This window comes from Streptomyces xiamenensis, assembly GCF_000993785.3.
Classification (GTDB): domain Bacteria; phylum Actinomycetota; class Actinomycetes; order Streptomycetales; family Streptomycetaceae; genus Streptomyces; species Streptomyces xiamenensis.
On the sequence record NZ_CP009922.3, the window covers coordinates 969417 to 982994 of the forward strand.

The window sequence follows — 13578 nt, forward strand, 5'->3', positions numbered from 1 at the left end:
GCCTAACGCCCGAAACCGCTTTCAGGTATTGCGGGGTCCGCCGATCTGGAGGCCCGCCATGCGGGTCCATTCGTAGGGCCCGGTGCGTACCTTCGCGGCGAGCGGGGCGTCGAAACCGTCCCGGGGGGTGATTCCCGCTGCTTCGAGGGCCTGCCGGGCGGTGTCGCCGTCCAGTGCCATCAGATCTCCCCAGTCGCCGTCGGCGGCCACGAGGACGATACGGGCACCGCGTGCGCCGACGTGGCTCACGGTGGCCTCGGCGGAGCCGCCGTGGGAGCGGGCGAAGGCGGTGATCTGCCGGGTGAGCCGCTTGCCTGCCCGGTCGGTGCGGGTTGTCATGCCCGGCATGTTACGGCGCGGTAATCGGGTGGGGGAACACCCCCCGGCCGGCGGCCGGGAGCGCCCGTGGACCGTTCGTCCGTTCCTCCGGGGATTGCACCCGATGCCCCGGAGGAAGGGCCCGCTCGCCCCTTCTTCCGGGCGCGCCCGGCCTCAGCGCAGGAACGGGTCGACGGCCACCGCGATGAAGATCAGGGAGACGTAGGTGATGGACCAGTGGAACAGCCGCATCTCCTTGAGCCGGGAGCCGGTCATCCCGGCCCGGGCGCGCGCCTGGAGCGTGTGCGCCTCCCACAGCCACCACACGCCGGCGGCCACCGCGACGGCCGGGTAGAACCACCCGACGTACCCCAGCGGCCACAGCAGCAGCGAGACCCCGACCATCACCCAGCTGTAGACGACGATCTGCCGGGCCACCACCTTGTTGCTCGCGACCACGGGCAGCATGGGCACCCCGGCCCGCGCGTAGTCCTCGCGGACCTTCATGGACAGCGGCCAGTAGTGCGGCGGGGTCCAGAAGAAGATGACCAGGAAGAGGATCACCGCGGCCCAGGACAGCGAGTTGGTCACCGAGGACCAGCCGATGACCACCGGCAGACAGCCGGCGATGCCGCCCCACACGATGTTCTGCGCGGTACGGCGCTTGAGCCACATGGTGTAGACGAGGACGTAGAACAGCAGCGCGCCCAGCGCCAGCGCCGCCGACAGCCAGTTGACCAGCAGGCCGAACATCGCGGTGGAGACCACCGCGAGCGAGATGCCGAAGACCAGGCATTCCGCCGGGCTGACGATCCCGGTGACCAGCGGCCGGTTCGACGTGCGGTGCATGAGCGCGTCGATGTCGCGGTCGTAGTACATGTTCAGCGCGTTGGCGCCGCCCGCCGACAGATAACCCGCCGTAACGGTAACGATCACCAACCAGAGGTCGGGAACCCCTTGCTGAGCGAGGAACATCACCGGGATGGTGGTGATGAGCAAGGTCTCGATGATGCGGGGCTTGGTCAGCGCGATGAACGCCCTGATCCGGGCTCCACGCGTCCACTGGCCGGAGCCGGTACCGCGCTCTGCCACCGGACGGGAATCGACGGCCGTCACGGACACCCCTGATTCTGCGAGATCAGCGTCGGGGCTCCGGCGACGCGACGGTTCTCCGCCACGGGCCGCTCACGGACGCCCCTCACATGAACACCGTCACTCTAGACGCCCGAGATACCCACCTTGTCTTCGGGGTGGCCCCCGCGCGGGCGCGCCGCCCGCGACGGCGCGGTACGCCCTGGAATGGTGGTGCGCGTCATCGCCGTCACGGCCGGCACCGTCGCCGGGCGCGGCCCGCCCACTGGATGAACGCGGCCACAGGGGCGACGCCCGCCAGAGGTAGGCTCGGCACCGCCCGGTGAGCCTCGCGCCGCTTCCGGTGGGAGAACGCATCACCGGACCTACCCGACCGCGGAGAGGAGCCCTGACGCAGGGTGAGCACCAAGCCGACCACCTCAGCCCTCGACTGGACCGAGCTGGACCAGCGGGCCGTCGACACCGTTCGTGTTCTGGCCATGGACGCCGTACAGAAGGTCGGGAACGGCCACCCCGGCACGGCGATGTCCCTGGCGCCCGCCGCCTATGTGCTGTTCCAGAAGCTGCTGCGGCACGACCCGTCCGAGCCGGACTGGACCGGCCGGGACCGATTCGTGCTGTCCGTGGGTCACACCAGCCTCACGCTGTACATCCAGCTGTACCTGGCCGGGTACGGCCTGGAGCTGGAGGACCTGAAGTCCTTCCGTACCTGGGACAGCCGCACCCCTGGGCACCCCGAGCACGGGCACACCGTGGGGGTGGAGACCACCACCGGGCCGCTGGGCCAGGGCGTGGCGAACGCCGTGGGCATGGCGATGGCCGCCCGCTACGAGCGCGGTCTGTTCGACCCGGACGCCGCCCCCGGCACCTCCCCCTTCGACCACACCATCTGGGTGTTCGCGGGTGACGGCTGCCTGCAGGAAGGTGTCTCGGCCGAGGCCGCCTCGCTGGCCGGCCACCAGAAGCTCGGCAACCTCGTCCTGCTGTGGGACGACAATCACATCTCCATCGAGGGTGACACCGAGACGGCGATCTCCGAGGACACCCTGGCCCGCTTCGAGGCGTACGGCTGGCACATCCAGCGGGTCGCCCCGCTGGAGAACGGCGACCTGGACCCCAAGGCCGTGCACGAGGCGCTGCTCGCCGCCCAGGCGGTCACCGACCGGCCCTCCATCGTGGCCGCGCGCTCGATCATCGCCTGGCCCGCCCCGAACGCCCAGAACACCGAGGCCGCGCACGGCTCGGCGCTCGGCGCCGAGGAGGTCGCGGCCACCAAGGAGCTGCTTGGCTTCGACCCGACCAAGACCTTCGAGGTCTCCGACGAGGTGATCGCCCACACCCGGGCGGCAACCGTACGGGGCCAGCGGGCCCGCGCCGCCTGGGACGAGGAGCTCGCCGCCTGGCGCGAGGCCAACCCGGAGCGCGCCGCCGAGTTCGACCGCATCCGCGCCGCCCGGCTGCCCGAGGGCTGGGAGAAGGCCCTGCCGTCCTTCCCGGCCGGCAAGGACGTCGCCACCCGCAAGGCCTCCGGCAAGGTGCTCACCGAACTGGGCCCGGTCATCCCCGAGCTGTGGGGCGGCTCCGCCGACCTGGCCGGCTCCAACAACACCACCATCGACGCGAGCTCGTCCTTCCTCCCGGCCGGCAACCCGCTGCCCGAGGCGGACCCGTACGGCCGCACCGTGCACTTCGGCATCCGTGAGCACGCCATGGGCTCCGCCATGAACGGCATCGCCCTGCACGGCAACACCCGCGTCTACGGCGGCACCTTCCTGGTGTTCTCCGACTACATGCGCCCCGCCGTCCGGCTGGCCGCCCTGATGCAGGCGCCCGTCACCTACGTGTGGACGCACGACTCGATCGGTCTCGGCGAGGACGGCCCGACCCACCAGCCGGTGGAGCACCTGTCCGCGCTGCGCGCCATCCCGGGCCTGAACATCGTGCGCCCGGCCGACGCGAACGAGACCGTGCTGGTGTGGCGCGAGATCCTGGAGCGGTACGCCACCCACCCGGCCCCGCACGGCCTCGCCCTCACCCGGCAGAACGTGCCCACCTACGCGCCGAACGAGGACACCGTGCGCGGCGGTTACATCCACACCGAGGCCGAGGGCGGCACTCCGCGCCTCATCCTCATCGGCACCGGCTCCGAGCTCCAGCTGGCGGTCGCCGCCCGCGAGGTGCTCCAGGCCGAGGGCATCCCCACCCGGGTGGTGTCGATGCCGTGCGTGGAGTGGTTCGAGGAGCAGGATCAGTCCTACCGCGACCATGTGCTGCTGCCGGTCGTGGCGGCCCGGGTCGCCGTGGAGGCCGGGGTCGGCCTCACCTGGTACCGCTACGTGGGCACCGCCGGGCGGATCGTTTCGCTGGAGCACTTCGGTGCGTCCGCCGACTACCAGACGCTCTACCGGGAGTTCGGGATCACCCCCGAGGCCGTCGCCCAGGCGGCCCGGGAATCCCTGGCCGCCGCAGAGCGCTGAGACAGACAGACAAGCAAGCAGGGGATGCGATTCTCATGACCGACGCACTCAAGCGACTCTCCGAGGAGGGTGTCGCGATCTGGCTGGACGACCTGTCGCGCAAGCGCATCACGTCCGGCGACCTCGGCGAACTGCTCGACCAGCAGCACGTCGTCGGGGTGACCACCAATCCGGCGATCTTCCAGAAGGCGATCTCCCAGGGCGACGGCTACGAGAGCCAGCTCGCCGACCTCGCCACCCGCAAGGTCACGGTCGAAGAGGCCGTCCGCATGATCACCACCGCCGACGTGCGCGACGCCGCCGACGTGCTGCGGCCGGTGTACGACGCGACCGACGGGCGCGACGGCCGGGTGTCCATCGAGGTGGACCCCCGTCTGGCGCACCACACCGAGGCGACCGTCGCCGAGGCCAAGCAGCTGGCGTGGCTGGTGGAGCGGCCCAACACGCTCATCAAGATCCCGGCCACCCGGGCCGGGCTGCCCGCCATCACCGAGACGATCGCCCTGGGCATCAGCGTCAACGTCACGCTGATCTTCTCCCTGGAGCGCTACCGCGAGGTGATGGACGCCTACCTGACCGGTCTGGAGCAGGCGAAGGCCAAGGGCCTTGACCTGTCGACGATCCACTCCGTGGCGTCCTTCTTCGTCTCCCGGGTCGACACCGAGATCGACAAGCGGCTGGCGGAGCTGGGCGGGGAGGCGGAGCAGCTGCGCGGCAAGGCCGCGGTGGCCAACGCGCGCCTCGCCTACCAGGCGTTCGAGGAGGTCACCGCCTCCGACCGCTGGGCCGCCCTGGCCAAGGCCGGCGCCAACGAGCAGCGTCCGCTGTGGGCGTCCACCGGTGTGAAGGACCCGTCCTACCCGGACACCCTGTACGTGACCGAGCTGGTCGCCCCCGGCACCGTGAACACCATGCCGGAGGCCACCCTCAAGGCCACCGAGGACCACGGGCAGATCACCGGCAACACCATCGCCGGCACCTACGAGCAGGCCCGCGCCGACCTGGACGCGCTCGCCGCCGCCGGCATCTCGTACGACGACGTCGTACGGGTGCTGGAGGAGGAGGGCGTGGAGAAGTTCGAGTCGGCGTGGACCGCGCTGCTCGACTCCACCCAGGCCGAACTCGAGCGGCTCGCCGGCGGGGAGGACTGAGCGACGGTGAGCGGCTCAGCTGCGAACGCGCCGGGCGCCGGGCAGATCCCCGGCGTCCGTGCCAACCCGCTGCGCACCCCGCAGGACCGGCGGCTCCCGCGTATCGCGGGGCCGTCGGGCCTGGTGATCTTCGGGGTCACCGGCGACCTTTCCCGCAAGAAGCTCATGCCGGCGGTGTACGACCTCGCCAACCGGGGGCTGCTGCCCCCGGGCTTCTCCCTGGTCGGGTTCGCCCGCCGGGACTGGGCGCACGAGGACTTCGCCCAGGTCGTCCACGACTCCGTGATGGAGCACGCCCGCACCCCCTTCCGTGAGGAGGTGTGGGAGCAGCTGGCCGAGGGCATGCGCTTCGTGCCGGGCACCTTCGACGACGACGTGGCGTTCGACACGCTGCGCACGACGATCGAGGAGCTGGACAAGGAGCGGGGCACCGGCGGCAACTTCGCCTTCTACCTCTCCGTACCGCCGAAGTTCTTCCCCACGGTGGTGCGTCAGCTCAAGAAGCACGGCCTGTCCGAGGGGCAGGGCGACAGCTGGCGGCGGGCGGTGATCGAGAAGCCGTTCGGGCACGATCTGGCCTCCGCGCAGGAGCTGAACGCGGTCGTGCACGACGTGTTCGCGCCGCACGAGGTCTTCCGCATCGACCACTACCTGGGCAAGGAAACCGTCCAGAACATCATGGCGCTGCGGTTCGCCAACACCCTGTTCGAGCCGCTGTGGAACCGGTCGTACGTCGATCACGTGCAGATCACCATGGCCGAGGACATCGGCATCGGCGGCCGGGCGGGCTACTACGACGGCATCGGCTCGGCCCGTGACGTCATCCAGAACCACCTGCTCCAGCTGCTGGCGCTCACCGCGATGGAGGAGCCCTCGGGCTTCGACGCCGAGTCCCTGGTCGCCGAGAAGCTGAAGGTGCTCAGCGCCGTACGGCTGCCGCAGGACCTGGGCCGGCACACGGTGCGCGGGCAGTACACCGGCGGCTGGCAGGGCGGCCAGAAGGTGGCCGGCTATCTGGAGGAGGACGGCATCGACCCCAAGTCGGTGACCGACACCTACGCCGCGATCAAGCTGGAGATCGACAACCGGCGCTGGGCCGGGGTGCCGTTCTATCTGCGCACCGGCAAGCGTCTGGGCCGCCGGGTCACCGAGATCGCGGTGGTCTTCCAGCGCGCCCCGTACTCCCCCTTCGACGCCACCGACACCCAGGAACTGCGCAACAACGCGCTGGTGATCCGGGTGCAGCCGGACGAGGGCGTCACCATCAGGTTCGGCTCCAAGGTGCCCGGCACCCAGATGGAGATCCGGGACGTGACGATGGACTTCGCGTACGGGGAGTCGTTCACGGAGTCCAGCCCCGAGGCGTACGAGCGGCTCATCCTGGACGTGCTGCTCGGGGACGCCAACCTGTTCCCGCGGCACCAGGAGGTGGAACGCTCCTGGGAGATCCTCGACCCGGTCGAGGAGTTCTGGGCCGCTCACGGCCGCCCCGAGCCGTACCCGGCGGGTACCTGGGGCCCGCAGGCGGCGGACGACATGCTCGCGCTCGACGGACGGAGCTGGCGGCGCCCATGAAGATCGACCTCACGGACACCACAGTCAGTCAGATCAACGCCGCCCTGGTCCGGGCGCGGCGCGCGACGGGAACCCCGGCGGTGGGCATAGTGCTGACCCTTGTCATCGTCACCGACGAGGGCAACCACTACGACGCCCTGAAGGCGGCCAGCGACGCGTCGACGGAGCACCCGTCGCGCATCCTGGTCGTCATCCGGCGCCCCGGGCGTTCCTCCCGGGACCGGGCCGGCGCGCATCTGGACGCCGAGGTGCGGGTGGGCGGGGAGACCGGCAGCGGGGAGACCGTACTGCTGCGGCTGCACGGCGAACTGTCGGCGCACGCCTACAGCGTGGTGCTGCCGCTGCTGCTGCCGGACGCCCCGGTGGTGGTGTGGTGGCCGCAGGACGCCCCGGCCCACCCGGAGCGCGATCTGCTGGGGACGCTGGCGCAGCGCCGCATCATGGACGCGGCCGCGACGGAGGACCCGGTGGCGGCGCTCGCGGCACGGGCGGAGGTCTACTCGCCGGGCGACACCGATCTGGCGTGGACCCGGATCACTCCGTGGCGCAGTGTGCTGGCGGCGGCGCTCGACCAGAAGCACGGCACGATCAGCTCGGCCGTGGTCGAGGGCGAGAGCAACAGCCCCTCCACCGAGCTGCTGGCGCTGTGGCTGGCGCAGCGGCTCGGCGTCCCGGTGGAGCGGGTGGTCACACCCGGCCCCGGGATCACGGCGGTGCGGCTGCTCACCGAGGACGGCACGATCTGCCTGGACCGGCCCACCGGTTCGCTGGCGAAGCTGGCGGTGCCGGGGCAGCCCGACCGCAGTGTGGCGCTGCACCGGCGCACCGTGGCGGAGCTGATCGCGGAGGAACTGCGGCGTCTGGACCCGGACGAGGCGTACGCGGACGCGCTGCGGTTCGGCGCGACGGCGGGAGCGCGGCAGTGACGGGTACCCCGCAGGTGGTCGTCCACCGCGACAAGGAACTGATGGCGCAGGCCGCCGCCGCCCGGCTGATCACGAAGATCGTGGACGCCCAGGCGGCGCGCGGCTCGGCGTCGGTGGTACTGACCGGTGGCCGCAACGGCAACGGGCTGCTGGCGGCGCTGGCCGCGTCCCCCGCGCGGGACGCGGTGGACTGGGCGCGGCTGGATCTGTGGTGGGGGGACGAGCGCTTCCTGCCCGCAGGGGATCCGGACCGCAACGAGGTGCAGGCGCGTGCGGCGCTGCTGGACCAGGTGCCGGTGGACCCGGCCCGGGTCCATCCGATGCCGGCCTCCGACGGCCCGTGGGGCAATGACGCGGAGGCGGCGGCCGAGGGCTACGCGGCGGAGCTGGCCACGGCGCGCGACGTGCTGAACCACGACACGGTGCCGCGCTTCGACGTGCTGCTGCTGGGGGTGGGCCCCGACACCCATGTGGCGTCGCTGTTCCCCGAGCATCCGGCGCTGCACGAGAGGGAACGTCCGGTGGTGGCGGTGCACGGTGCTCCCAAGCCGCCGCCCACCCGGATCTCCCTCACCCTGCCGGCGATCCGCACCGCACGTGAGGTGTGGCTGCTGGCGGCGGGCGAGGACAAGGCGGAGGCCGCGCGGATCGCGCTGTCGGGACCGGGCGAGCTGCAGGCACCGGCGGCGGGCGCGTACGGGCACAGCCGCACCCTGTGGCTCCTGGACCGCGCGGCGGCCTCGGCGCTGCCACCCCAGCTGTACCCGCCGGCGACGGCCTGACCAGGCCGCCGCCGGGGGGCGCCGGGGGGCGGGGGCTCAGCGCCCACGCAGCTCCCGGTACCTGCTGACGAGGGCCCCGGTCGAGGCGTCGAGTCCCGGCACCTCGGCCCCCTCGGTGAGGGCGGGCTCCACGCGCTTGGCCAGGACCTTGCCCAGCTCGACTCCCCACTGGTCGAAGGAGTCGATGTCCCAGATGGCGCCCTGGACGAACACCTTGTGCTCGTACAGAGCGATCAGCTGTCCCAGGACGGACGGGGACAGCTCGGTGGCCAGGATCGTCGTGGTGGGCCGGTTCCCCGGGAACGTCCGGTGCGGCACCAGTTCCTCGGCGACACCTTCCTCCCGCACCTCCTCGGCGGTCTTGCCGAAGGCCAGCGCCTGACCCTGCGCGAAGAGATTGGCCATCAGCAGGTCGTGCTGGGCGGCGAGATCGGGCGCCAGCTCGGCCACCGGCCGGGCGAACCCGAGCAGATCGGCCGGGATCAGCTTCGTTCCCTGGTGCAGCAGCTGGAAGTAGGCGTGCTGGCCGTTGGTGCCCGGCGTGCCCCACACCACGGGCCCGGTCTGCCAGCTCACCGGCTCGCCCTGACGGTCCACCCGCTTGCCGTTGGACTCCATGTCCAGCTGCTGGAGGTAGGCGGTGAACTTCGACAGGTAGTGGCTGTACGGCAGCACGGCATGGGACTGCGCGTCGTGGAACGCCCCGTACCAGACCCCCAGCAGCCCCAGCAGCAGCGGTACGTTCTGCTCCGCCGGCGCCGTGCGGAAGTGCTCGTCGACCAGGTGGAACCCGCCGAGCATCTCGCGGAACCGCTCGGGGCCGATCGCGATCATCAGGGACAGGCCGATGGCCGAGTCGTAGGAGTACCGGCCGCCGACCCAGTCCCAGAACTCGAACATGTTGTCGGTGTCGATGCCGAACTCCGCGACCTTGCCGGCGTTGGTCGACACGGCGACGAAGTGCTTGGCGACCGCGCCGACGTCGCCGCCCAGCCCGTCGAGCAGCCACCCGCGCGCCGAGGTGGCGTTGGTGATCGTCTCGATGGTCGTGAAGGTCTTCGAGGCGACGATGAACAGGGTCCGCGCCGGATCGAGATCCCGCACCGCCTCGTGCAGATCGGCACCGTCGACGTTGGAGACGAACCGGAAGGCGATGTCCCGCGCGGTGAACGGCCGCAGCGCCTCGTACGCCATCGCGGGCCCCAGATCGGAGCCGCCGATGCCGATGTTGACGACGGTGGTGATCCGCTCCCCGGTGTGCCCCTTCCACTCGCCCGAGCGCACCCGGTCCGCGAAGCCGGCCATCTTGTCGAGGACGGCGTGCACGGCCGGTACCACGTTCTCGCCGTCGACCTCGATCACCGCGTCCCGGGGCGCGCGCAGCGCGGTGTGCAACACGGCCCGGTCCTCGGTGGTGTTGATGCGCTCGCCCCGGAACATGGCGTCCCGCAGCTCGGCGACCCCCCGGGCGGCGGCCAGTTCGCGCAGCAGCCGCAGGGTCTCATCGGTCACCAGCTGCTTGGAGAAGTCCACATGGAGATCCCCGACGGGCAGAGCGAGCCGCTCGGCCCGCTCCGGGTCCTTGGCGAACAGCTCCCGGAGCGAGACCTCTCCCAGCGCCTCCCGATGCTCCCCGAGCGCCTGCCACTCACCCGTACGGTCCACCCTGCCACGACGCTCGCCGGCGTTGTTGTTCTTCGTCACTCCTCACAAGCTAGTCGATCCCCGCACCACGCGAGGCGGCACCCGTCCGTGTGCTCGCCCCTTCATGTGAAGCCGGAGTTCGCGGGAATCGGCAGCACAGGCGGCCACTGGACGGCCTCGCGCGCCGCGTGGAGAGGGAACCCGCCGCCCTCGGCGGGGAGGCCGGGCACAGCGCAGGAGAGGTCCGGGAAGGGGCCGTTCCGATCGGCGGCCGGGGCGATACCGGAGAGCGGCACCTCAGCGGGATCGCCGCTGAAGTGCTCCCGGGGGAAGGTGACATCGGCGGCGGCCTCATGAGCCGCTCCGTCACGCGGGTCACGCGGAGCGCCGAGGGTGACCCGCCCCCGGACAACGATCCGCCCGTTCTCGTTTCCGGCCGTCACCGCGTACGCCGCGGGGTTCTCCGCCGGCTCATGGGCCGCCACGGGATTCTGCGGGATGGTGATCTTCCCGTGGTAGACGCGGACCTCCGGGGCCTGCGGGCGCTCCCCCGCACCCGCCGGGACGGCGAGCAGGCCGAGCGACATCGCCGCGCCCAGCAGAAACACCCCTAACGAGCGGGCGATCATGCCCCCACGCGCCCCATACGTCACACGCCGCGACCACATGGCTCAAGATCGTAAAAGATGATCACCGCATGAGTCCATGCCGTGAGGCGTCGGTGACCCACCGTACGCTCACAGCGGAATCGGCGGACGGCGTCAGATCTCGCCGCGCAGTTTCGCCAGGGCCTCCGCCAGGATGGCCTCGCCGTCCGCCGCGCTGCGGCGTTCGCGGACGTAGGCCAGGTGGGTCTTGTACGGCTCCGTACGCGGCGGGGCCGGCGGGGCCTCGCGTTCCGGGCCGGCCGGGAAGCCGCAGCGCTGGCAGTCCCAGGTGTCCGGGATCTGGGCGTCGCTGGCGAAGCTCGGCTGTGTCTCGTGTCCGTTGGCGCACCAGAAGGAGACCCGCAGCCGCGGCGCGGATTCGCCCCGCTCTGCCTCGCCCATGGGCCCCGCGCCGACCCGGCTGCCCCGGATCGCGTTGCCACCTGCCACTGTCGTAACTCCCTGCCTCACTACACGTGCTAAGAAGTCGCCTCAGTCTATGCAAGGCTCAACGCACGTCCAGTGCCCGAGTTACGAGGGATCGCGGACCGTCCCCGCTCGCGCGGGGACGTGCGGTGGTTCAGGACTTCATCTGCAGACCGAGCAGCACGATGATCACAAACCAAGCGAGCCCGACGATCACGGTGATCCGGTCAAGGTTGCGTTCGGCGACCGACGAACCGCCCACCGAGGACTGCATGCCGCCACCGAACATGTCGGAGAGGCCGCCGCCCTTTCCCTTGTGCATGAGCACAAGCAGCCCCAAGAGGAAGCTGAAGACGATCAGGGCGATCTGGAGCGCCAATTCCACGACTGGGACCAACTCTCTCGGACGGATGGACACACACAATGTACAGGGCATCGGGGGCCGGGTGGAGACGTGGGACGTCACCGGTCCGGCCCCCGGACAGGGTATCGCTAGTGCACGGCCGAACCGTTACTGATCGCGGAACCGCACGATCTTGGTGAACTCGTCGGAGTCCAGCGCCGCACCGCCCACCAGGGCGCCGTCCACATCGGGCTGCGCCATGATCGCGGCCACGTTGCCGGACTTCACCGAGCCGCCGTACTGGATGCGGACCCCGTCCGCCAGGTCGGCGTCGTACAGCTCGGCCAGCCGGGCACGGATCGCCCCGCACACCTCCTGGGCGTCGTCGGGGGTGGCCACTTCGCCGGTGCCGATGGCCCACACCGGCTCGTAGGCGATCACCACGCTCGCCGCCTGCTCCGCGGGGATGTCCTTGAGCGCGCCGTCCAGCTGGGCCAGCGTGTGGGCGACCTGGCCGCCGGCCTTGCGGACCTCCAGGCCCTCCCCCACGCACAGGATCGGGGTGAGGCCGTGCCGGTAGGCGGCCTTGACCTTGGCGTTGCAGGTGGCGTCGTCCTCGCCGTGGTACTGCCGGCGCTCGGAGTGGCCGATCACCACGTACGTGCAGTTCAGCTTGGCGAGCATCGCGCCGGAGATCTCCCCGGTGTACGCGCCGGAGTCGTGCGCCGAGACGTCCTGGGCGCCGTACTTGATCTTCAGCTTGTCGCCGTCGACCAGCGTCTGTACCGAGCGCAGATCGGTGAACGGCGGCAGCACGGCCACCTCCACCGCGGCGAAGTCCTTGTCCGACAGGCCGAAGGCCAGCTTCTGGACCTGGGCGATGGCCTCGAGGTGGTTGAGGTTCATCTTCCAGTTGCCCGCCATCAACGGGGTACGTGCCATGGTTCAGTCCTCCAGTGCGGCGAGGCCGGGGAGGGTCTTGCCCTCCAGGTATTCGAGGCTGGCGCCGCCTCCGGTCGAGATGTGGCCGAACGCCGTCTCGTCGAAGCCGAGGATGCGCACCGCCGCGGCCGAGTCGCCGCCACCGACCACGGTGAAGGCGGGCGAGTCCAGCAGCGCCTGGGTGACCCCGCGGGTTCCCGCCGCGAAGTCCGGGTGTTCGAAGACACCCATCGGGCCGTTCCAGAAGACGGTGGCGGCGTCGGCGAGCTTGGCCGCGTACAGCTCGGTGGTGCGCGGGCCGATGTCCAGGCCCAGCCCGCCGGCCGGGATGGCGTCGGCCGGCACCACGGTGGGGTGCGCGGGCGCCTTGGTGGCCAGGTCGGGGAATTCCTTGGCCACGACCACGTCCACCGGCAGCACGAACTCCACGCCGCGCTCGGCGGCCCGGCGCAGATACTCGCGCACCACGGGGAGCTGGTCCTCCTGGAGGAGCGAGGCGCCGACCTCGTGGCCCTGGGCCTTGAGGAAGGTGAACACCATGCCGCCGCCGATCAGGATCCGGTCGGCGCGCTCCAGCAGGTGGTCGATGACCCCGAGCTTGTCGGAGACCTTGGCGCCGCCGAGTACCACCGCGTAGGGGCGGCGGACGTCCTCGGTGAGCTGCTTCAGCACACCCACCTCGGTGGCGATCAGCCCGCCGGCGGCGTGCGGCAGCCGGGCCGGGAGGTCGTACACGGAGGCGTGCTTGCGGTGCACGGCGCCGAAGCCGTCCCCGACGTACGCGTCCGCGAGCCCCGCCAACTGCTCGGCGAAGGCGCCGCGCTCGGCATCGTCCTTGCTGGTCTCGCCGGGGTTGAAGCGCAGGTTCTCCAGCAGTGCCACCTGGCCGTCGGCCAGGCCCGCCACGGTGGCACGCGCGCTCTCGCCGACCGTGTCGGAGGCGAACGCGACCGGGCCGCCGAGCAGTTCACCGAGCCGGGCGGCGACCGGAGCCAGCGAGAACGCCGGGTCCGGGGCACCCTTGGGGCGGCCGAGGTGGGAGGCGACGATCACCTTGGCGCCGGCCTCGGCCAGCTTCCGGATCGTCGGAACGGCGGCCCTGATGCGGCCGTCGTCGGTGATCTTCCCGCTCTCCAGCGGGACGTTCAGATCGGCGCGGACGAAGACCCGCCGCCCGGCGACCTCAAGATCGTCAATCGTCTTCATACGTGTGATGCGCTCCTCGTGAGGGCGGGCCCGTGCCGCTCCGGGGCGG

General features: G+C 71.2%; 13 protein-coding genes. 5 read left to right on the forward strand and 8 right to left on the reverse strand.

The genetic code is table 11. The features are described from left to right. Positions 1–21: 21 nt before the first annotated feature. Positions 22–339 (reverse strand): hypothetical protein, encoded by a 318-nt coding sequence (locus SXIM_RS04370; RefSeq protein ID WP_030733960.1) that lies wholly within the window; start codon positions 337–339, stop codon positions 22–24. Between the two features lie 153 nt (positions 340–492). After that, a complete protein-coding gene (locus SXIM_RS04375) occupies positions 493–1434 on the reverse strand; it encodes a heme o synthase (RefSeq protein WP_030733963.1) in 942 nt (313 codons plus the stop codon). Positions 1435–1808: 374 nt separating this feature from the next. Here SXIM_RS04375 and tkt point away from each other — a divergent pair, with 374 nt between their 5' ends. From tkt to pgl, 5 genes are read left to right on the forward strand one after another with little or no spacing between them, the layout of a single operon-like run. Beyond that, positions 1809–3887, forward strand: a complete 2079-nt coding sequence (tkt, locus tag SXIM_RS04380; protein ID WP_030733967.1) for a transketolase — start codon at positions 1809–1811, stop codon at positions 3885–3887. Between the two features lie 35 nt (positions 3888–3922). Beyond that, positions 3923–5038 (forward strand): transaldolase, encoded by a 1116-nt coding sequence (tal, locus tag SXIM_RS04385; protein WP_030733970.1) that lies wholly within the window; start codon positions 3923–3925, stop codon positions 5036–5038. 6 nt (positions 5039–5044) lie between these two features. Next, positions 5045–6613: a glucose-6-phosphate dehydrogenase gene (zwf, locus tag SXIM_RS04390; RefSeq protein WP_234306902.1), complete on the forward strand. Its 1569-nt coding sequence runs from the start codon at positions 5045–5047 to the stop codon at positions 6611–6613. Then, on the forward strand, positions 6610–7539 hold the full coding sequence (gene opcA / locus SXIM_RS04395; RefSeq protein ID WP_030733976.1) for a glucose-6-phosphate dehydrogenase assembly protein OpcA: 930 nt from the start codon (positions 6610–6612) through the stop codon (positions 7537–7539). The genes zwf and opcA overlap by 4 nt, the downstream gene beginning before the upstream one ends. Continuing rightward, positions 7536–8321 carry a 6-phosphogluconolactonase gene (gene pgl / locus SXIM_RS04400; protein WP_078846832.1) on the forward strand — a complete coding sequence of 262 codons (786 nt, stop codon included), beginning with the start codon at positions 7536–7538 and terminating at the stop codon, positions 8319–8321. The genes opcA and pgl overlap by 4 nt, the downstream gene beginning before the upstream one ends. Before the next feature lie 36 nt (positions 8322–8357). Here the strand turns inward: pgl and pgi are convergent, their stop codons facing one another. From pgi to SXIM_RS27950, 6 genes are all read right to left on the reverse strand, one after another. After that, positions 8358–9986 carry a glucose-6-phosphate isomerase gene (pgi, locus tag SXIM_RS04405; protein ID WP_425473480.1) on the reverse strand — a complete coding sequence of 543 codons (1629 nt, stop codon included), beginning with the start codon at positions 9984–9986 and terminating at the stop codon, positions 8358–8360. 101 nt (positions 9987–10087) lie between these two features. Continuing rightward, a complete protein-coding gene (locus SXIM_RS04410; RefSeq protein ID WP_148236065.1) occupies positions 10088–10594 on the reverse strand; it encodes a hypothetical protein in 507 nt (168 codons plus the stop codon). 132 nt (positions 10595–10726) lie between these two features. Further along, positions 10727–11062 carry an RNA polymerase-binding protein RbpA gene (locus SXIM_RS04415; RefSeq protein WP_019433819.1) on the reverse strand — a complete coding sequence of 112 codons (336 nt, stop codon included), beginning with the start codon at positions 11060–11062 and terminating at the stop codon, positions 10727–10729. Positions 11063–11192: 130 nt separating this feature from the next. Then, positions 11193–11417: a preprotein translocase subunit SecG gene (gene secG / locus SXIM_RS04420; protein ID WP_375878650.1), complete on the reverse strand. Its 225-nt coding sequence runs from the start codon at positions 11415–11417 to the stop codon at positions 11193–11195. Positions 11418–11549: 132 nt separating this feature from the next. After that, positions 11550–12323, reverse strand: a complete 774-nt coding sequence (gene tpiA / locus SXIM_RS27945) for a triose-phosphate isomerase (protein WP_030733991.1) — start codon at positions 12321–12323, stop codon at positions 11550–11552. Between the two features lie 3 nt (positions 12324–12326). Continuing rightward, positions 12327–13529, reverse strand: coding sequence for a phosphoglycerate kinase (locus SXIM_RS27950; protein WP_030733994.1), 1203 nt, complete (start codon positions 13527–13529; stop codon positions 12327–12329). Positions 13530–13578 lie beyond the last annotated feature (49 nt).

Bases quoted from the DNA above. Each gene is read 5' to 3' on its own strand.
- SXIM_RS04370 (WP_030733960.1), bottom strand. From the start codon at position 339: ATGACAACCCGCACCGACCGGGCAGGCAAGCGGCTCACCCGGCAGATC.
- tal (WP_030733970.1), top strand. From the start codon at position 3,923: ATGACCGACGCACTCAAGCGACTCTCCGAGGAGGGTGTCGCGATCTGG.
- opcA (WP_030733976.1), top strand. From the start codon at position 6,610: ATGAAGATCGACCTCACGGACACCACAGTCAGTCAGATCAACGCCGCC.
- SXIM_RS04410 (WP_148236065.1), bottom strand. From the start codon at position 10,594: ATGATCGCCCGCTCGTTAGGGGTGTTTCTGCTGGGCGCGGCGATGTCG.
- tpiA (WP_030733991.1), bottom strand. From the start codon at position 12,323: ATGGCACGTACCCCGTTGATGGCGGGCAACTGGAAGATGAACCTCAAC.
- SXIM_RS27950 (WP_030733994.1), bottom strand. From the start codon at position 13,529: ATGAAGACGATTGACGATCTTGAGGTCGCCGGGCGGCGGGTCTTCGTC.